Below are 19,745 nucleotides of genomic sequence, written 5' to 3' on the forward strand. Positions count from 1 at the left end.
GCCCGGCCCGCCCCCGTGACGACGACCGCGCGGACCGCCGGGTCGGCGTCGGCCTGCCGCAGCACGGCGCCGTAGCGGGCCTGCATCGGCACGTCCATCGCGTTGCTGCGGTCCGGCTTGTCGAAGGTGCACGTCGCGACCGCGCCGTCCGCCTCGTACCGCACGCCATCCACAATGGACATTGCCGCCTCCTCGTGTCGAGCACCATACTAAGCGGTCGCTTGGCGAGAAGTCACGCGCCGGACCGGCGAGCGGGCGCCGAGTTCGAAATTATCGAACCCTTTGATTGTCCGGAAACCTCTGTGCCATAGTGCTTTCCGCCCGCACGACGCCGCGCTGGAAGGGACTCACCCGATGTCGGAAGCAGAACCGAGTGGTCTCCGCAGACGAGTCGTCCTGGGCGGGGCGGGTGCCGCCGTCGCCGTGTCGGCCGTCGCGCCGGTCGCCCGGGCCGCCGACGCGCTCACGCCGCCGGGACAGGTTCGAGAAAGCGATTTCACGACCGGCTGGCGGTTCGCACTGGCCAACCCGGACGGCGTCACCGATCCCGGCGGCCGCTTCGCCGACGCCCCGAAGCCCGGCTTCGACGACTCGGCGTGGCAGGTCGTCGACGTCCCGCACGACTGGAGCATCGAGCTCCCGCCGACCGGCCAGGGCACCAGCAGCGGGTCCGGCTTCTTCCGCGGCGGGCTGGGCTGGTACCGCAAGACGTTCACGCTGCCGCCGTCGCTCGCCGGCAAGCGCGTCTCGGTGGAGTTCGACGGCGTCTATTCGGACCCCCACGTGTACCTGAACGGCGAGCTGCTCGGTCACCACCCGTACGCCTACACGGGGTTCGCCTTCGACCTCACCGGCCGGCTGCACACCGACGGGCGGACGCCGAACGTCCTCGCCGTGCGCGCGACGAACCCGCTGCCCAGCAGCCGCTGGTACTCCGGCAGCGGGATCTACCGCCGCGTCCGCCTGGTGGTGACCGAGCCGGTGCACGTCGCCCGGCACGGCACGTTCGTCACCACACCCGACATCGCCGCCGGCCGCGGCACCGTGCGGGTGGCCACCGACGTGGTCAACGACTCCGGCGCCGCGGTCACCGCGCAGGTGCGCACGACCGTCACCGATCCGGCGGGCCGCGTGGTGGCGAACGGCTCGACGACGGTGGCGGTCCCCGGCGGCCGGACCGCGACGGCGACGACCGGTCTGCGGGTCGAGCGGCCCCAGCTGTGGTCGATCGGCGCACCCCGGCTGTACCGGCTGCGCACCGACGTCGTCGTCGCCGGGCGCGTGCTCGACACGACCACCGCGGACTTCGGGTTCCGCTACACCGAATTCCACCCGGACCACGGATTTTCGCTCAACGGCAAGCCGATGAAGCTGCGCGGGGTCAACCTGCACTCGAGCCAGGGCGCGCTGGGCGCGGTGATCGACCCGGCCGCGCTGGAGCACCAGATGCGGCTGATGCTCGCGATGGGTGTCAACGCGCTGCGGACCGCGCACAACCCGCCGGACCCGCAGCTGGTGACGGTCTGCGAACGGCTCGGGATCGTCATGATGGTCGAGGCGTTCGACTGCTGGCGGACCGGCAAGCTCGACTACGACTACCACCGCGACTTCGACGAGTGGAGCGGGCGCGACATCGCCGAAATGGTCCACGCGGCCAAGAACTCGCCCGCGGTCGTGCTGTGGTCGATCGGCAACGAGGTGCCGGACGCGTCGATGGCGGGCGGCCCGCAGATCGCGGCGGACCTGATCGCCGCGGTCCGCTCGATCGACGCCACCCGGCCGATCGTCATGGGTTCCGACCGCTACCGCGGCGTGCCCGCGCCGGGCTCGCCGCAGGACCTCATCCTCAAGCAACTCGACGGCCTCGGCGTCAACTACAACACCGCCCAGTCCATCGACGGGCTGCACAAGCAGTACCCGGACAAGTTCTTCTTCGAGTCCGAGTCGTCGTCGGAGACCTCCACCCGCGGGGTCTACCAGGACCCGGACCTGCTCAACACCGGCGAGAACCACACCCCGGGCAAGCGGGCGACGTCGTCCTACGACAACAACCTGGCTTCGTGGACCTTCAGCGGCGAGTACTCGCTGAAGAAGGATCGCGACCGGAAGTTCTGCCAGGGCCAGTTCCTGTGGTCCGGGCAGGACTACCTCGGCGAGCCGACACCCTACGACGTCTTCCCCGTCAAGACGTCCTTCTTCGGCGCGATCGACAGCGCCGGCCTGCCCAAGGACGCCTTCCACCTCTTCCGCAGCCAGTGGACCACCGCGCCGATGGTGCACCTGACCCCCATGGACTGGACGAACCACCGCCCCGGCGAGCCCGTCGCGGTGTGGGTCTACTCCACTGTGGACACCGTCGAGCTGGTGCTGAACGGGAAGTCGCTCGGCGTCAAGAAGTTCGATCGCAAGACCACAGTGGACGGCCGGGCGTACCTGGAGACGAGCGAGCCGGCCGGCGACGACAAGAACGATCCCTCCGGCAGCTACACCAGCCCGAACGGCAGCACCGGCAAGCTGCACCTGACCTGGACCGTGCCCTTCGAGCCCGGCACGCTGACCGCGATCGCCCGGGCCGGCGGCCGCGAGGTGGCGCGGGACGAGCTCGTCACGGCCGGGCCGCCGCGCGCGGTCGAGCTGAGCGTGGACGCGCCCGGTGGCGAGGTGGTGGCCGGGGCGATGACGTTCGTGACGGCGTCGGTCGTGGACGCCCGCGGGGTCGTCGTGCCCGGCGACGGGCCGCTGCTTCGCTTCACCGTCGCCGGTCCCGGCCGGGTCGCCGGCGTCGACAACGGACGGCAGGAACTCGCTCAGAGCTACCAGCAGCCGGCGATCCCGGCGTTCAAGGGGCTGGCGGTCGCCGTCGTCGCGGCGACCGGTGGCCGCGGGCCGATCACCGTCACGGCGAGCGCTCCGGGACTGACCCCGGGGAAGCTCACCTTGCCCGGCACGTCTCTCGGCCAGCGCAACGGCCCGGGCGCGCGGGCGGTCGAAACCCCCGTGGTCCCGGCCGCTTCGACGGCGGACGCGAGCTACTCGGGCGCCCCGGACACGCTGCCGGCCGCGATGCTGGACGCGAACCCGGCCACCGGCTGGTCCAACTACTACGTCAAGCCGGCGACGTCGACGCTGAAGGCGGTGAGCCGGCCGCGGGCCGCGGACTGGGTGTCCCTGGCCTGGCCGTCGGCTCAGCGGATCAGTGCCGTCACGGCGAACTTCGTCGTGGACGCGAACCTGGCGCTGCCGGTCGCCGTCGAAGTCGCCTGCCGCACCGCGCGGGGCTTCGAGCCGGTGCGGAACCTGCGGATCACGTGGGGGACCGGTTCGAACGACCCGACGTCGTTCGCATTCGATCCGGTCGTCACCACGGAAGTGCGGGTGACGATGACCGCCCGGAGCTTCCTGCGGATCAGCGCGCTATTGGCCCGGTGAGACGCGGGTCCGGCGGGGCGCACCCCCCGCCGGACCCCGGTGGTCACCGGCTACAGGGCGCGAGCGCGTCGAGACCCTGCGGCTTGGCCGCGTTGCGGCCGATGGCGGTGGCGATCCGGTTGATCGTCGCCACGCGCTTGTCCTCGAGCGGGCCGAGGATGGCGTTCTGCACGAAGTTCGGGCCGCCCTGGCCGACGGTCGTCTGCAGGCGGTTGTTGGCTTCGGCGATCTGGGTGTTCAGCAGCTCGAGGTTGCGCTGCACCTCCGCCTGGGCCTGGGCGGGGATGGCCGGGAGCTTGCTCGCGACGTCGGGGCAGGAGATCTCGCCGACCCCGGCGTTGCCGGTGTTGCCGCTGTTCCCCGTGTTCCCGTTCTGGCCGTTGTTGCCGTTCTGGCCGCCGTTGCCGGTGCCCTGAGCCGGTGCGGGCGCGCCGGCGCCGGCACCCGTGCCGGCCTGCCCGCCGACCGCGCACGTGGCCAGGCTGTCGAGGCCCTGCGGCTTCTCGGCCCGGCGCCCGATCGAGATGGCGATGCGGTCGATCGTGGACTTCCGCTTGTCGGCCAGCGGGCCGAGGATGGCGTTCTGCACGAAGTTCGGGCCGCCCTGGCCGACGGTCGTCTGCAGGCGGTTGTTGGCTTCGGCGATCTGGGTGTTGAGCAGGTCCAGGTTGCGTTGCACCTCGGCCTGGGCTTGCGCGGGGATGGCCGGGAGCTTGCTCGCCACGTCGGGGCAGCTGATCTGGCCGACGGCGGCCTGGCCGCCCGAGGCGGCGTTGGCGGCGCCGGGCTCGCCGAAGGTCGTGGCGACCGCCAGCGCTCCACCCGCGATCGCGAGGGCGAAGACCCCGGTCGCGATCTTCGTCCGCCGGGACAGGCGGTGTCGTCCACCGGAAGCAGGCATGAATGACTCCGTTTTCGTGCGTGAGTTAGCGTGAACATATGGGTACTCCGCCGTGTTCGGGGGATACGGCGGGGTTCTTTGATGGGGCGGACCTATCTGGTCGCCGACGCCCATGGTGGCTTCTCCACCAGGGGTTTGTCCAGTGTGATCCACCCGAAAAAGAAGATTTGAACCATTTCGAACCGGGCCACGTGTACCCCTGTGACGGCGGCATCTGGCTGCATTCTTTCGATGTACCGGAATTGTCGTACGCAATTTCGGCGTGCCTGCGCGGGCTTGACGCGAGCCGCCGTGTCCTCCTAGCTTCGACATACCGACCGGTCGGTGTCCAAAGGAGGTCACTGCATGAGCTGGTACGACGCCAAGCCCTGGCTCGCGAGCTACGACGAACGGGTGCGGGCCGCGGGACCGGCGAAGCCGACGACGTTGCCCGAGTCGTTCCGCCGGGCCGTGGACCACGTCCCGGACCGGGCGGCGATCGCGTACTTCGACGCGCGGCTGACCTACCGCGAGGTCGACGAGCTCTCCGACGGCGTCGCGCGGTACCTGGCGGCCCACGGCTTCACCCGCGGCGACCGGCTCGCCCTGGTGCTGCAGAACATCCCGCAGTTCGTCATCGCCCTGCTCGGCGCGTGGAAGGCCGGCGGGATCGTCGTGCCGGTCAACCCGATGTACCGCGAACGCGAGCTCACGCACGTGTTCACCGACGCCGGCGTCAAGGCGGTCGTCTGTTCGCAGCGCGGCTGGAACGCCTACATCGGCGAGACGGCGGCCGCGAACGGGGTCGGCATCGCGCTCACCACCAGCGAACTCGAGTTCCAGACCCGCGACGACGAGCGCGTCCTGGCCAAGGTCGAACGGGAGGAGACGCCGGGGGCGGCCGAGCTCCTCGAAGCCGCGGCGACGCCGGGCCCGAAGCCCCCGGAACCCGCCTTCGCCCTCGACGACACCGCGTTGATCAGCTACACCTCGGGCACCAGCGGCACGCCGAAGGGCGCCACCAACACCCACGGCAACGTCGGCACCAACGCCGCGGGCCTCGGCTCGTTCAGCGGCCTGCCCGCCGGCTCGACGCTGTTCGGGCTCGCGCCGCTGTTCCACATCACCGGCATGGTCTGCGAGGTCGGCTCCGCGATCGACATCGAAGGCACGCTGGCACTGGCCTACCGCTTCGAGCCCGGCGTCGTGCTCGACGCGTTCCTCGAGCACCAGCCGTCGTACACGGTCGGGCCGTCCACGGCCTACATGGCGCTGATGGCGCACCCGTCGTTCAGCCGCGAGCACTTCGATTCGTTCGCGCTGCTGTACTCCGGTGGCGCCGCGCTGCCGCCCGCCGTCGTCGAGGCCTTCCGGGCGAAGACCGGGCACTACATCCACAACGGCTACGGCCTCACCGAAACCACGGCCGGCTGCGTCGTCGTCCCCGGCACCCTCGAAGCGCCGATCGACCCGGAATCCGGGACCATCTCGATCGGCCTGCCGGTGCCGGACACGATCGTCCGGATCCTCGGCGAGAACGGCGAGGAGCTGCCGCCCGGCCAGGCGGGCGAGATCGCCGTCGAGGGTCCGATGGTCGTTTCGGGGTACTGGAACCGGCCGGACGCCACCGCGGAGGCGCTGCCCGGCGGGCGGCTGCTCACCGGGGACATCGGCTTCATGGACGAGCGCGGCTGGGTCTACGTCGTCGACCGCAAGAAGGACATGATCAACGCGTCCGGCTTCAAGGTCTGGCCCCGCGAGGTCGAAGACGTGCTGTACACGCACCCGGCGGTCCGCGAGGCCGCCGTCGTCGGGATCGCCGACGCCTACCGCGGCGAGACGGTCAAGGCGTACGTCAGCCCGGCGCCCGGGGCGACCGCCGATCCCGCGGAGCTGGTCGCCTGGTGCAAGGAACGGCTCGCCGCCTTCAAGTACCCGCGCACCATCGAAGTCCTCGACGAGCTGCCGAAGACCACCAGCGGCAAGATCCTGCGCCGCGAGCTGCGGGCCCGGGGGTAGCGCGTGATCGAGACCGTCCGCGGCGCGATCGCGCCCGAAGCGCTGGGCCGGGTGCTGATGCACGAGCACCTCTTCGTGCTGAGCCCCGAATTCGCCGAGAACTACCCCGAGCACGAAGGGTTCCGCGAGGACGAGCACGTCCCCGAGGCGATCCGGCGCCTGAAGGAGCTGAAAGCAGCCGGGATCGACACGATCGTCGACCCGACGGTGATCGGGCTGGGCCGCTACATCCCGCGCGTGCAGCGGGTGGCGGCCGAGGTCGACGTCAACATCGTCGTGGCGACCGGGCTCTACACCTACAACGACGTGCCGCACTACCTGCACTTCCGCGGGCCCGGCACGCTGCTGCAGGGCGAGGACCCGCTGGTCGGGATGTTCGTCGGCGACCTCCGCGACGGCATCGCGGGCACCGGCGTCAAGGCGGGCCTGCTCAAATGCGCGACCGACGAGCCGGGCGTGACGCCGGGCGTCGAGCGCGTGCTGCGCGCGGTGGCGAAGGCGCACGCCGAGACGGGCGCGCCGATCATGACCCACACGCACGCCGGCACGCGGCGGGGGCTGGAGCAGCAGGCGATCTTCGAAGCGGAAGGCGTCGACCTCACCAAGGTGCTCATCGGGCACTCGGGCGATTCGACCGACCTGGGGTACCTCACCGAGCTCGCCGACTCCGGCTCGCTGCTCGGGATGGACCGGTTCGGCCTGGACCTGCTGCTGCCGTTCGAGGAGCGGGTCGACACCGTCGCGGCGCTGTGCGAACGCGGCTACGCGGGCAGCATGGTGCTCTCGCACGACGCGTCGTGCTACATCGACTGGCTGCCCGCCGCGCAGCTGCCCGCGATCGCGCCGAACTGGCACTACCTGCACATCACCCGGGACGTGCTGCCGGCGCTGCGGGACCGCGGGGTGTCCGAAGCGGACATCACGACGATGCTCGTGGACAACCCGCGGCGGTTCCTGTCGTGGCGTTATCCTGGTGCGTCCTGAGAGGGGGTTCCGCGGTGACCCGAGCAAGCACCCGCAAGCCGGGCGAGGCCACCGGCGACGACCAGGCCGCCGTGCCCCGGCGGCTGCTGGAGCACGCCACGAAGCTGTTCGCCAAGAAGGGTTTCGACCGCACGTCCGTCCAGGAGATCGTCGAGGCGGCGGGCGTCACCAAGGGCGCGATGTACCACTACTTCGGCTCGAAGGACGACCTGCTCTACGAGATCTACGCGCGCGTCCTGCGCGAGCAGACCCGCCAGCTGGAGAGCGTGGCCTCGTCGGGCGCGCCGCTGCGGGAGCGGCTGGCGGCGGCGGCGTCCGACGTCGTGGTGTCCAGCATCGACAACCTCGACGACAACACGATCTTCCTGCAGTCGATGCACCAGCTGTCCCCGGACAAGCAGAAGGCGGTGCGGGCGGAGCGGCGCAAGTACCACGAGCGGTTCCGCGGGCTGGTCGAGGAGGGCCAGGCTTCCGGCGAGTTCCGCACGGACAAGCCGGCCGATGTGGTGGTGGACTTCTTCTTCGGATCCGTGCACCACCTGGGGTCGTGGTACCGCCGGAGCGGCTCGTTGACGGCCCGCCAGATCGGTGACCACTACGCGGACCTGCTGCTCGACGCCCTGCGGCCGCCTGGTTAGTTCACGGGGGTGACCGAGTACCCGCCGCTTCCCGTCGTCGACGACCTGACCGGACCGGAGCGGCAGCTGCTCGACGCCGCCCGGCACGGCCGTTCGTTCGCGGCCGATGCCCCGGTGCGGGCGCTCGTGCTGCGTGAACTGCTGCTCGGCCTCCGGGGCCCGGTGGACCCCCGCGGGGTGCGGGTGGAACGAACCCGGATCACCGGGGAGTTCGACCTCGACGACGTCGAGGCCGTTGCCGGGCTCGCGCTGGTGGACTGCGTGCTCGCCGAGCCGATGAGCGCCCAGCACGCCCGGCTGCCGTGGCTGGACCTGTCCGGCAGCGAGCTGACCGGCGGCTCCGGGTGCGCGCTGGACGCCGAGGGCCTGCGGGTGGCCGACCTGCGCCTGACGGGCACCCGGATGTCCGGCTCCGGGGAGTACGGCGCGCTCTGCCTGCTGGACGCCCGGATCAGCGGCCAGACCCGGCTCTCCGGCGCGGAGTTCACCGGCGCGGACGGGCCCGCGCTCTACCTCGACGGCCTGCGGAGCGGTGCGCTGCGGGCCGTCGGCCTGCGGGCGACCGGGGCCGGCGAACTCGGTGTGGTCCGGCTGCTCGGCGCGCGCGTCGACGGGCAAGCGAACTTCGGCGGCGCGGAGATCACCAACGAGTCCGGGCCCGCGCTGAACGGCGACGGCCTGGTCGTCGAGGGTGACCTGCTCCTGACCGAGGCCACGGTGACCGGGGAGCTCCGCCTGCTCGCCGCCCGGCTCGGGGAGGCCGACCTGACCGGGAGCACGCTGCGGGGTGGCGGCGGGACCGCGTTGGAGGCCGACCGGCTCCACGCGGGGGAGCTGCGCCTCGGCGAGGTCACGGCCACCGGCTCCGGGGCCGCCACGATCAGCCTGACCGGCGCCCGGGTCGACGGGCAGTTCACCTTCGACGGTGCCGTGATCGTCAACGACGGCGGGCGCGCGCTGGGCGCCGACGGCATCCGGGTCGGCGACACCCTCTCCGGCGAGGGCGTGCGGGCGTCGGGTTCGGGCGAGTACGGCGCCCTCTGCCTGATCGGGGCGCACGTCGGCGGGCACGTCGACCTCGAGCGCGCCGAGCTCGCCAACGACACCGGCGCGGCACTGAGCGCCGACCGGCTCCGCGTCGACGGCTCCCTGCGCCTCGACGGGGTGACGGCGACCGGGTCCGGCGAGGTGGGCACGCTCCGCCTGCTCGGCGCCCGGATCGGCGGCCAGGCGACGATCGAGGACGCCCGGATCACCAGCGACACCGGCCCGGCGCTCTACGCCGACGGGCTGCGCGTCGAGGACAACCTGTACCTCGCGGGGACGCACGCCACCGGCGCCGGCGACCGCGGCGCGATCCGGGCCCACGCCGCCGAAATCGGCAGGCAGCTGCTGGCCGAAGGCGTCGTGTGCGCGAACGGGTCGGGTCCCGCGCTGAGCGCCGACGACCTCCGCGTCGGCAACGACCTCGAGCTCACCGGCCTGCGGGCGACGTGCTCGTCGGAGGTGGGCGCGGTGAGCCTGAGGGGGGCGCGGGTCGACGGCCGGGTGAGCTTCGACGGCGCCGAAGTCACCAACGACCGGGGACCGGCGGTGCTGGGCCACCGCTGCCGGATCGGAGCGAGCCTCGCGTTGACCGGGCTGCGGGCGACCGGTGCCGGCGGCTCCGCGACCGTCGGCTTGCTGGGCGCCCACGTCGGCGGTCAGCTGAGCCTCACCGGCGCGGAGATCGTCCACCGCGACGGCGGAACGCTCGTGAGCCTCGAGGACACCGTGGTCGAGGGGCCGGTCTTCTTCCCCGTCGAAGTGGTCGGCTCCGACGGCCTGGTGTTCCTCGACGGGTTCCGGTTCGGCTCGCTCGAAGACATCACCTGGCGGGAGTGGCTGGAGCTGATCGGGTCGCGCACCGCGGGCTACCGGCCCGGGCCGTACCAGCGGCTGGCCGCGGCGGAACGCGCGCACGGGCACGACGGCCAGGCCCGGGCGGTCCTCATCGCCCAGCAGCGCGACCTGCGGCGGCGGGCGCCCCAATCGATCGGCGGCTGGCCGGCGCGGTGGTTCCACCGCCTGTGGGGACTCTTCGCCGGCTACGGCTACCGGGCGCGGCGGGCGGCCGCCGCGCTGCTGTTCGCCGTGGTCGCCGCCGGGGGACTGGGGTTCTGGGCCGGGCACGTGGGCGACGGCACCCATCGAGCCGCCGAGCGCGTGGCGGCCTTCGAGGCGCCGGCGGGCACGCCGTGCACGACGGTGGAGCTCATCGGCGTCGGGCTGGACCGCGGGCTGCCGCTGTCCCCGGGCGTACGCGGACGGTGCGACCTCAACACCGGCGTCGGTTCCGGCGCGGTGTTCACGGTGGCGATCTGGGTGGTCCAGGCCGCGATCTGGGCGCTGGCCACGCTCGCGCTCGTCGGCTACACCGGGCTGGTCCGCAAGCCCGCCGGTGCCTAGTGCCGCGCGGCTGAGGTTCGTTGACCGTCTCTTGGCGGCGGCTGGTCCGACGACATGAATGACTCATTCATGTCGTCGGACGCCAGGAATGAGTCATTCACTGCATCGCCGCGGCCGGCCGGTGCCTAGTGCCGCTGGACGTGGTCCAGCAGCAGCGCGCTCACCTCGTCCGGGGCCTCCATCGCCATCCACTGGCTGGCGCCCTCGATGATCTGGAAGCGGTACTCCGCGTCGATGTGGTGGACCGTCTGCTCGGCCGCGCTCTGGCTCAGGTACGGGTCCTCCCGGCCCCACAGGTACAGCGTCGGGACCTTGATGCGGCCCGCCGGGATGTCGAACTCGTCGTTCGTGGCTCCGCGGTACCAATTCAACGTCGCCGTGAGGGCGCCCGGTTCGGAAAGGCGTGTCACCGTGCCTTCGACGATTGCTTTCGGAATGCGGCGGTTGTAAACAGCCCGTAATTGGGCGGCTTCGTCGCGTAAGAGGAAATTCTCGGCTTTGCCGACCGCGCGGCGGAAGAAGCGGATGTAGCCGAGGTCGTGGAACTGGCCGTCGTCGGTGGCCACCGCGCGCTGGAGGGCCGACGGGTGGGGCGTCGAGAGCACCGTCAGGGACCGGAGGCGCTCCGGGTGGGCCGCGGCGAGGGCCCAGGCCACCATGCCGCCCCAGTCGCGGGCGATCAGGTGGAAGCGGTCCGCTCCCTGGCTGCCGGCGAAGGCGAGGGCGTCGCCGACCAGGTGGTCGAGCGTGTAGTGCTCGACCCCCTCGGGGCGCGCGCCCGCCGCGTAGCCGCGCTGGTCGACGGCCAGCGCGCGGTAGCCGGCCTCGCCGAGGGCGTGGAGCTGCTCGGTCCAGGAGTCGGCGAACTCGGGCCAGCCGTGCAGCAGCAGGACCAGCTCACCCGAGGCGGGCCCGGCCGCGAGCGCGCTGTGGCGGTGACCGCCGATGGCGACGGTCAATTGTTCCAGCGCGCCGGCGTCGGCCGGCGCGACGGCTGTTTCCATGGCGCACAGGTTAGATCCGGGGGACGACAAGAACCATGGGAAGAAGGGCATTTTTGTCACCCTTTTACCCGTGAAGTGGCCTGGCTCACAAATTTTCGCTCAGATGAGCGAAAATCGGAAGAAAACTGAAGTTTCTTCATGAAATTTCGGCCCGGCCGCTGGAAGTCGATCGCGTACCCCGTCGGGCACCCGCGCGGGCCTGCGACGCCGTGCCGGAGGAGGCGGAGCCACCGCGGTACGGCACGCCGGATGTGCCGAATGCGGAAGCGGCCCGTCCCCACCCCGGGAACGGGCCGCTTCCGGCGGGAACTCACGCGGGCAGGTCGATCAGGTCCGCCAGCCGGGCCCGGTGCCGGCCCGGGGTGCCGAGGGCAAGCTCGTCCGCTTTGGCGCGCTTGAGGTACAGGTGCGCCGGGTGCTCCCACGTCATCCCGATGCCGCCGTGCAGCTGGATCGCCTCCTCCGTCGCGTGCACGGCGATCGGGGCGTTGCGGGCCTGGGCCACCGCCACCGCGATCGGTACGTCGGTGCCCGTGGCCAGCGCGTCCGCGGCGTTGCGGGCCGCCGCGCGGGCGAGGACCAGGTCCGTGTACAGGTTCGCCAGCCGGTGCTTGAGCGACTGGAACCCGCCGACCGGGCGGCCGAACTGGTACCGGCCCTTGAGGTAGGTCACCGTCTCGGTGAGCGCCCACTCGGCGACGCCCGTCTGCTCCGACGCGAGGATGCCCGCCCCGAACAGCAGCGCCTGCTCCAGCGCCGCGGCGGCCTCCGGCCCCGAGGCGACCAGCGTGGCCGGGGCGTTGTCCAGTGCCACGTCGGCCACGCGCCGCGTCAGGTCGAACGACACCAGCTCCGACACCGTCGTCGCCGACGCCTCGACCGCGTACAGCGCCGGCCCGTCGGGGCCCGCGGCCGGGACGACCAGCAGGTCCGCCACCGACGCGTCGGCGACCGTGCCCACGCGGCCGCGCAAAGTGCCGTCCGCGGCCGCCGTCACCGACGACGGGAAGCCCGCGCCCGGCGCCGTCGACAGCGGCACCGCCAGCGCACCGATCGCCTCGCCCGCCGCGAGCCGGCCGACGAAGTCACGCGCGCCGGCGTGCACCAGCGCCGTCGTCGCCAGCACGACGCTGCCGAGGAACGGCACGGGCGCGACACTGCGGCCCAGTTCTTCGGCCACCACGGCGACTTCGCGGGCCGAGGCGCCGTGGCCGCCCAGCTCCTCCGGCACCGCCAGCCCGGCCACGCCCACCTCGTCGGCCAGCGTGCGCCACAGCTTCAGGTCGTAGCCCTCCGCCGTCTCGACGCGCGCCAGCAGGGCTTCGGCGCCGGCCTTGGCCTTGAGCAGGTCCCGGACCGAAGCCCGCAGGTCCTCTTCGACGTCCGAATACAGCAGGTCACTCATCGGGGGAGGTCCTTCCAGGCGACGTCCTTGTCGACGCGCGGCTCCGAGGGCAGCCCCAGCACGCGCTCGGCGATGATGTTGCGCAGGACCTCCGAGGTGCCGCCCTCGATGGAGTTCCCCTTCGCGCGCAGGTAGCGGTAGCCGGCTTCGCGGCCGGTGAAGTCGACGATCGCCGGCCGCCGGAACGTCCAGTCGTCGTAGGCCAGGCCCTCTTCGCCGAGCAGCTCGACCTCCAGGCCGGTGAGGGCCTGGTTCAGCTCCGAGAACGCGACCTTCATGGCCGAGCCCTCCGGCCCGGGCGCGCCCGCGGTCAGCTGCTGGCGCAGCCGGGTACCGGCCAGCCGCAGCGTTTCCGCCTCGACCCAGTGCCGGACCAGGCGGTCGCGCAGCTCCGGCGTGCGCAGCTCGGGCCGCTCGCGCCAGGTCTTCGCGACGATCCCGATCAGGCCGCCTTCGCGCGGCTGGACGAACCCGCCGATCGCGACGCGCTCGTTCATCAGCGTGGTCTGCGCGACCTTCCAGCCTTCGCCGACCGCGCCGAGGCGCTGGGTGTCCGGGATGCGGACGTCGGTCAGGAACACCTCGTTGAACTCGGCCTCGCCGGTGATCTGGCGCAGCGGCCGCACCTCGACGCCGGGGGCGGTCATGTCGCACAGGAAGTACGTCATGCCCTGGTGCTTCGGCACGTCCGGGTCGGTGCGGGTGACCAGGATCGCCCACTGGGACTCGTGTGCGCCCGACGTCCACACCTTCTGGCCGGTGACGATCCAGTCGTCGCCGTCACGCACCGCCCGGGTGCCCAGCGCGGCGAGGTCCGAGCCGGCGCCCGGCTCGGAGAACAGCTGGCACCACACCTCCTCGCCGGTCCACAGTGGACGCAGGAAGCGTTCGCGCTGCTCCGGCGTGCCGAAGGCGAGGATGGTCGGCGCCGCCATGCCGAGGCCGATGCCGATCCGGCGCGGGTTGTTGTCCGGCGCGCCCGCCGCCGTGAACACTTCGTCCACAACGGACTGCAGCGCGCGCGGCGCGTTCTGCCCGCCGAGCCCGGCGGGGAAGTGGATCCAGGCGAGCCCGGCGTCGAACCGGGCCCGCAGGAAGTCCAGCGGGGCTGTGTCATGGGGGTCGTGCGCCGCCAGGAATTCGGTGGCCTGGCGGGTCAGGTCTTCGGCGGTGACAGTCACTTCGCGCCCTCCGAGAGGTACTTCTTCAGTTCGCGCCGGGCCAGCGAGCGCTTGTGGACCTCGTCCGGCCCGTCGGCCAGGCGCAGCGTGCGGTTCCCGGCCCACATCGCGGCCAGCGGGAAGTCCTGGCTGACCCCGCCCGCGCCGTGCACCTGCACGGCCTTGTCGAGGATCCACTCGACGGTGCTCGGGGTGGAGATCTTGATCGCCTGGATCTCGGTGTGCGCGCCCTGGTTGCCGACGGTGTCCATCAGCCACGCGGTCTTGAGCACGAGCAGCCGCTGCTGCTCGATCTTGACGCGCGATTCGGCGATCCAGTCCTGCACCACGCCCTGCTGGGCGATCGGCTTGCCGAACGCCTCGCGCGAGATCGCGCGGCGGCACATGAGCTCCAGCGCGCGCTCGGCCATGCCGATGGCGCGCATGCAGTGGTGGATGCGGCCGGGGCCGAGGCGGGCCTGGGCGATGGCGAACCCGTCGCCCTCGCCGGCGATGAGGTTCTCGACCGGCACGCGGACGTCTTCGAAGAGCACCTCGGCGTGGCCGCCGTGGTCGCTGTCGTCGTAGCCGAAGACGTGCATGCCGCGCTTGACCGTCAGGCCCGGCGTGTCGCGAGGGACGAGGATCATGCTCTGCTGCTTGTGCGGCGCGGCTTCGGGATCGGTCTTCCCCATCACGATGAAGATCTTGCACGCGGGGTTCATCGCGCCGGAGATGTACCACTTGCGGCCGTTGACGACGTACTCGTCGCCGTCACGCCGGATGGCCGTCTCGATGTTGCGGGCGTCGGAGGAGGCGACGTCCGGCTCGGTCATCGCGAAGGCCGAGCGGATTTCCCCGTTCAGCAACGGTTCCAGCCACTGCTTCTGCTGCTGCTCGTTGCCGAACATGGTCAGCACTTCCATGTTCCCGGTGTCCGGCGCCGCGCAGTTGAGCGCGGTCGGCGCGAGCCGGATGCTGCGGCCGGTGATCTCCGCCAGCGGTGCGTACTGCAGGTTCGTCAGGCCCGCGCCGTGGTCGCCGGGGAGGAAGAAGTTCCACAGGCCGCGCTTGCGGGCCTCGGCCTTGAGCTCCTCGACGACGGGCGGGATGGCCCACGGGTCGTCGCGTTCGGCGAGCTGCTGCTCGAACACCGGCTCGGCGGGGTAGATGTGCGAGTCCATGAACTCGAGGAGCTGCCCGCGCAGCTCCTCGGTCTTCTCGTCGAACGCGAAGTCCATTTACTTCTCCTCTTTGAGAATCTCGTTGCCGTGCGCGATGAGCGGCGCGACCCCGGCACCGACGCCTTCGAAACCCGCCCCGACCGTCTGGCCCTTGCTGAAGCGGTAGTAGATGCCTTCCAGGATCACGGCCAGCTTGAAGAACGCGAAGCTGACGTACCAGTCCAGCTGCGAGACGTCCCGCCCGGACAGCTCGGCGTAGCGGGCGACGACTTCGTCGGTGCCCGGGTAGCCCGGCGCCGAGCCGGCGTTGGACACGAACGGCAGCGACACCTTGTCGCGCTCGGCGTAGGCCACCAGCAGCGCGAGGTCGGTCAGCGGGTCGCCCAGCGTCGACATCTCCCAGTCGAGCACCGCCGAGATCCGGTCGTCGCCGTCGACCAGGACGTTGTCGAGGCGGTAGTCGCCGTGGACGATCGACGGCTCGCCGGACACCGGCACCGCCGCCGCGAGCCGGTCGTGCAGCTCGTCGACGCCCGGGAGGTCGCGGCTGCGGGAGGCGTCCAGCTGCTTCTTCCACCGCCGCAGCTGCCGCTCCAGGAAGCCATCGGGGCGGCCGAAGTCGCCCAGCCCGACGGCGGCCGGGTCCACCGCGTGCAGGTCGACGAGGGTGCCGACCAGCGCGTCGGCCATCGCCCGGGTGCGGTCCGGGCCGAGTTCGCTCAGCTGGTCCGCGGTCCGGTACGGCGTGCCCTCGACGAAGCTCATCACGTAGAAGGGTGCCCCGATGACGTCGGGGTCTTCGCAGAGCAGCAGCGCTTCGGGCACCGGCACGGCGGTGTCGCGCAGGCCGGAGATCACCCGGAACTCGCGGCTCATGTCGTGCGCGGTGGGCAGCACGTGCCCGAGCGGCGGGCGGCGCACCACCCAGCGCGACCGGCCGTCGCCCACCACGTAGGTGAGGTTCGACCGGCCGCCCTCCACGACGTCCGCGGTCAGCTCGCCGGCGACCAGGCCGGGCCGCGCCGCGTCCAGGTGGGCGCGCAGGCGGCCCAGGTCGAGTCCTGGCGGGTTCATGCGGCCTCCTCAAACTCCATTCCGGGGAGCATACCGACTAGTCGGTATGTAGTACAGTGGCCCGGCCGGGGCGCACCCCGGCCGGGTCGTCACGCCAGGAACCGGGTGACCCACTCGGCGACGCAAGCGGGCTTCGCTTCGCCGTCGATTTCGACGGTCCACTTCGACACCGCCTGCTTGCCGCCCGGGATGTCGGTGATCTCCACCAGCTCGGCCCCGGCGCGCACCTTCGAGCCGACCTTCACCGGCTGCGGGAAGCGGACCTTGTTGAGGCCGTAGTTGATGCCCATCCTGATGCCGTCGACCCGGTAGATCTTCGGGCCGAACGCCGACAGCAGCGACAGCGTCAGGAAGCCGTGGGCGATGGTGCCGCCGAACGGGCCCGCGGCCGCCATCGGCTCGTCGACGTGGATCCACTGGTGGTCGTCGGTGGCGTCGGCGAACTGGTTGACGCGCTCCTGGGTGATCGTCAGCCATTCGCTGTACCCGAGGTGCTCGCCGGCCGCGGCGGCGAACTCGTCGAGGGTGCCGAATACGCGCATGTGCTCAGTCCTTCGGTCCGCCGGCGACGTAGATGACCTGGCCGGAGACGAACCCGGCGCCCTCGCTGACCAGGTACGACGCCAGGTTGGCGATGTCCTCGGGCGTGCCGACGCGCTGCACCGGGATCTGCGACGCGGCCGCCGCCTTGAAGTCTTCGAAGCTCATGCCGAGCCGCTCGGCGGTCGCCGCGGTCATGTCGGTGGCGATGAAGCCGGGCGCGATCGCGTTGGCGGTGACGTTGAACTTGCCCAGCTCGATCGCGAGGGTCTTGGTGAAGCCCTGCATGCCGGCCTTGGCGGCGGCGTAGTTGACCTGGCCGCGGTTGCCCAGCGCCGAGGTGCTCGACAGGTTGACGATCCGGCCGTACTTCTGCTCGGTCATGTGCTTCTGCACCGCGCGGGTCATCAGGAAGGAGCCCTTGAGGTGCACGTCGAGCACGGAGTCCCACTCCTGCTCGGTCATCTTGAAGATCAGGTTGTCCCGGGTGATGCCGGCGTTGTTGACCAGCACGACCGGCGGGCCGAGCTCGTCGGCGACGCGGGCGACAGCCGCCTCGACCTGCTCGGCGTCGCTGACGTCGAGGGCGACCCCGACGGCCTTGCCGCCCTTGGCGACGATCGCCTCGGCGCCCTGCTTGACGCCGGCCTCGTCCAGGTCCAGCAGTCCGACGGCGAAGCCGTCATCGGCCAGCCGGGCGGCCACGGCGGCGCCGATGCCGCGGCCGGCACCGGTGACCACGGCGACACGGGAAGGGGAATCGGTCACGGGGGACCTCCTCGTCGTTGAGAAACGGGCTCGTGCCCGCGAGCCTACTAAGCGGTTGGTCACTTGGCGATACGCGGGAGGAGATCCCGATGTGACGTAGGCACGCGCAGGATCTTAGCCGTGCCGGCGGCGCGAAGCCGCCTGCTCCGGGTGGGGGAACCGGTTCGGGTGGGGTGATCGGCTCCGCTACTCGAACACCCCGTAGCCCGCGACGGCGTGGGCCCGGACGCCGTCCAGGTCGAGTTCCACGCCGATGCCGGGCGTGTCCGGAAGGGTGATGTAGCCGTCCTTGACGATCGAGCCGCTTCCGTCGGGGGCGTGGACGTAGCTGTCCCACACCGCGCGCTCCTCCAGGGCGTGCCATTCCTGGACGAAGAAGTTGGGGATCGCCGCGCACTGGTGCGACGTGGCCATCGTGCCCAGCGGCGTCGACACCAGGTGCGGGGCGAACGGGATGTAGTGCAGCTCCGCGAGGTTGGCGATCTTCTTGGCCTCGGCGAGGCCGCCGCACTTGGGCACGTCCGGCTCGATGACGTCCACGGCGCCGCGTTCGAGCAGCTCGCGGAATCCCCACCGCAGGTAAAGGTTTTCTCCGGCGCAGATCGGGGTGCGGGTCTGCTCGCGCACGCGCACCAGCGCGTCGACGTTCTCGGCCGGCAGCGGCTCCTCGAGCCACATCAGGCGGAACGGCTCGAGCTCCCACGAGATCCGGCACGCGCTCGGCACGTCGTAGCGGGCGTGCAGGTCGATGGCCAGGTCGACGTCCGGGCCGATCGCTTCCCGGACCGCCGCCACGCGCTCGACCATCGAGCGCAGCTCGGCGGCGTTGACCGTGTGGTTGAAGGCGTCGAACTTGGCCGGGTGGTGTAAGTCGTCGATGTCGAACTTGAGGGCGGTGAAGCCTTCGGCGACCATCCGCTGGGCCCGGTCGACGCACCCGGCGACCGAGCCCGCCGGGTCGTCGCCGTCGCCGCAGTCGGCGTAGAGGCGGATGCGGTCGCGGAACTTCCCGCCGAGCAGCCGGTGGACCGGCTGCCCGGCGGCCTTGCCCGCGAGGTCCCACAGCGCGAGCTCGATCCCGGACAGGGCGATCACGAACACCCCGCTCTGCGCGCCCGCGAAAACCTTGCTGCGGCGCAGTTTTTCCCAGCACCGCTCGACGTTGCGCGGGTCCTCGCCGATCAGGAGCGGCGTCAAGGACCGGATCATCCCGACGACGGCACCCGCGCCGGCGTCGGGATTGGCTTCGCCGAACCCGCTGAGACCCTCGTCGGTGTCGATCCGCACCAGGGTGGCCTGACCGTGGTAGGCCACCACCGCCGTCGTCACGTTCACGATCCGCATTGCTCTCCCGCCGCCGGGTAGTGCCGGAAAAACGGACTGTCGCGAAGTCCAACTTGTCCTATAAGCTGATGACATGCCAAGGAGACAAGAGTCTCCGGACGCTGTCAAGGTCCGGACTCTTCCGGTGCAGGTGGCGGCCCACCTGACCCGGCGCATCGTCAGCGGCGAAATCGAAGACGGCCGGGCGCCGTCGGAACTCGAGATCTCGAGCGAGTTCGGGGTTTCCCGCGTGGTGGCGCGGGAGACGCTCAAGATCCTCGCCTCGCTCGACATCGTCGACGTCGCGCAGGGCCGCCGCGTCGTCGTGCGGCCGCGCGCGGAGTGGGATTACCTGAACCCGTTGCTGATCGAGTGGCTGCCCGCGGAGCTCGTCGACGAGCTGCTGCAGGAACTGCACCAGATGCGCGCGCTGCTCGAGCCCGAACTGGCCGCCATGGCCGCGGCCAGCATCACCGACGAGACGCTGGAGCGGCTCCGGGGCGAGATCGGCCGCATGGCGGCGCTCGAGGCGGATCCCGAGGCCTACCTCGAGGTCGACCACGAATTCCACATGGAGATCTGCCGGGCGGCCGACAACCGCATCCTCGACCGGATCATGTACTCCGCCCGCTGGCTCGGCACGGCCAGCCGGCGCGTCACGAACGAGGCGCCGGCCGGGCTGCGCCGCGCCACCGCCCAGCACACGGAGATCTACGAGGCCCTCGTGGCGCGCGACCCGGCAGCGGCCCGCGCGGCGATGCGCACGCACTTGAGCAACAACTACTCCACGCTCCTCGCGGAGAAGGGGCAGCGAAGCAAGCGGGCCGCCAAGCGGCGTTAGGACACTGCACGACCGAGCTCCGCCAACCGTTGACGAGGACGGACGAGG

Annotated in this window: 15 protein-coding genes and 1 pseudogene; 6 read left to right on the forward strand and 10 right to left on the reverse strand. The window is 71.5% G+C overall.

From position 1 onward, the window contains the following. Positions 1 to 53: 53 nt before the first annotated feature. Positions 54 to 182 (reverse strand): annotated as a pseudogene (locus AB0F52_RS41260) (enoyl-CoA hydratase); the annotation flags it as partial. Positions 183 to 354: 172 nt separating this feature from the next. Between AB0F52_RS41260 and AB0F52_RS41265 the strand changes: the two are divergent. Beyond that, complete coding sequence (locus tag AB0F52_RS41265; protein ID WP_360183065.1) at positions 355 to 3,429, forward strand: glycoside hydrolase family 2 TIM barrel-domain containing protein; 3,075 nt, start codon at positions 355 to 357, stop codon at positions 3,427 to 3,429. A gap of 43 nt (positions 3,430 to 3,472) precedes the next feature. On the opposite strand, the gene AB0F52_RS41270 is transcribed toward AB0F52_RS41265, so the two are convergent. Continuing rightward, a complete protein-coding gene (locus tag AB0F52_RS41270; RefSeq protein ID WP_360183067.1) occupies positions 3,473 to 4,330 on the reverse strand; it encodes a hypothetical protein in 858 nt (285 codons plus the stop codon). 345 nt (positions 4,331 to 4,675) lie between these two features. Here AB0F52_RS41270 and AB0F52_RS41275 point away from each other — a divergent pair, with 345 nt between their 5' ends. Genes AB0F52_RS41275 through AB0F52_RS41290 form a run of 4 tightly spaced genes read left to right on the forward strand, consistent with a single transcriptional unit; the run spans position 4,676 to position 10,398 of the window. Beyond that, on the forward strand, positions 4,676 to 6,328 hold the full coding sequence (locus tag AB0F52_RS41275; RefSeq protein WP_360183069.1) for an AMP-binding protein: 1,653 nt from the start codon (positions 4,676 to 4,678) through the stop codon (positions 6,326 to 6,328). A 3-nt stretch (positions 6,329 to 6,331) separates the two neighbouring features. Next, positions 6,332 to 7,312 carry a phosphotriesterase-related protein gene (locus AB0F52_RS41280; RefSeq protein WP_360183071.1) on the forward strand — a complete coding sequence of 327 codons (981 nt, stop codon included), beginning with the start codon at positions 6,332 to 6,334 and terminating at the stop codon, positions 7,310 to 7,312. Positions 7,313 to 7,326: 14 nt separating this feature from the next. After that, positions 7,327 to 7,950 (forward strand): TetR/AcrR family transcriptional regulator, encoded by a 624-nt coding sequence (locus AB0F52_RS41285; protein WP_103337831.1) that lies wholly within the window; start codon positions 7,327 to 7,329, stop codon positions 7,948 to 7,950. A gap of 9 nt (positions 7,951 to 7,959) precedes the next feature. Beyond that, positions 7,960 to 10,398, forward strand: coding sequence for a hypothetical protein (locus tag AB0F52_RS41290; protein WP_360183074.1), 2,439 nt, complete (start codon positions 7,960 to 7,962; stop codon positions 10,396 to 10,398). A 125-nt stretch (positions 10,399 to 10,523) separates the two neighbouring features. On the opposite strand, the gene AB0F52_RS41295 is transcribed toward AB0F52_RS41290, so the two are convergent. The 8 genes from AB0F52_RS41295 to AB0F52_RS41330 form a co-directional block, all read right to left on the reverse strand. Beyond that, complete coding sequence (locus AB0F52_RS41295; protein WP_360183076.1) at positions 10,524 to 11,402, reverse strand: alpha/beta hydrolase; 879 nt, start codon at positions 11,400 to 11,402, stop codon at positions 10,524 to 10,526. A 310-nt stretch (positions 11,403 to 11,712) separates the two neighbouring features. Continuing rightward, positions 11,713 to 12,807: an acyl-CoA dehydrogenase family protein gene (locus tag AB0F52_RS41300; RefSeq protein WP_360183078.1), complete on the reverse strand. Its 1,095-nt coding sequence runs from the start codon at positions 12,805 to 12,807 to the stop codon at positions 11,713 to 11,715. After that, positions 12,804 to 13,988 (reverse strand): acyl-CoA dehydrogenase family protein, encoded by a 1,185-nt coding sequence (locus tag AB0F52_RS41305; RefSeq protein WP_360183080.1) that lies wholly within the window; start codon positions 13,986 to 13,988, stop codon positions 12,804 to 12,806. The genes AB0F52_RS41300 and AB0F52_RS41305 overlap by 4 nt, the downstream gene beginning before the upstream one ends. Then, positions 13,985 to 15,208 carry an acyl-CoA dehydrogenase family protein gene (locus AB0F52_RS41310; protein ID WP_360183082.1) on the reverse strand — a complete coding sequence of 408 codons (1,224 nt, stop codon included), beginning with the start codon at positions 15,206 to 15,208 and terminating at the stop codon, positions 13,985 to 13,987. Before AB0F52_RS41310 ends, AB0F52_RS41305 begins: the two co-directional genes overlap by 4 nt. Then, positions 15,209 to 16,225, reverse strand: a complete 1,017-nt coding sequence (locus AB0F52_RS41315) for a phosphotransferase family protein (protein WP_360183084.1) — start codon at positions 16,223 to 16,225, stop codon at positions 15,209 to 15,211. Positions 16,226 to 16,314: 89 nt separating this feature from the next. Next, entirely contained in the window at positions 16,315 to 16,767 is a 453-nt protein-coding gene (locus AB0F52_RS41320; protein WP_013225005.1) for a MaoC family dehydratase, read from the reverse strand. 4 nt (positions 16,768 to 16,771) lie between these two features. After that, on the reverse strand, positions 16,772 to 17,533 hold the full coding sequence (gene fabG / locus AB0F52_RS41325) for a 3-oxoacyl-ACP reductase FabG (protein ID WP_360183086.1): 762 nt from the start codon (positions 17,531 to 17,533) through the stop codon (positions 16,772 to 16,774). A 186-nt stretch (positions 17,534 to 17,719) separates the two neighbouring features. Further along, positions 17,720 to 18,877 (reverse strand): mandelate racemase/muconate lactonizing enzyme family protein, encoded by a 1,158-nt coding sequence (locus AB0F52_RS41330; RefSeq protein WP_360183088.1) that lies wholly within the window; start codon positions 18,875 to 18,877, stop codon positions 17,720 to 17,722. Between the two features lie 73 nt (positions 18,878 to 18,950). Here AB0F52_RS41330 and AB0F52_RS41335 point away from each other — a divergent pair, with 73 nt between their 5' ends. Beyond that, positions 18,951 to 19,697 (forward strand): FCD domain-containing protein, encoded by a 747-nt coding sequence (locus AB0F52_RS41335; protein WP_360183090.1) that lies wholly within the window; start codon positions 18,951 to 18,953, stop codon positions 19,695 to 19,697. Positions 19,698 to 19,745: the final 48 nt, after the last annotated feature.

It is taken from the genome of Amycolatopsis sp. NPDC024027 (assembly GCF_040638975.1).
In the GTDB taxonomy this organism is placed as follows: Bacteria; Actinomycetota; Actinomycetes; order Mycobacteriales; family Pseudonocardiaceae; genus Amycolatopsis.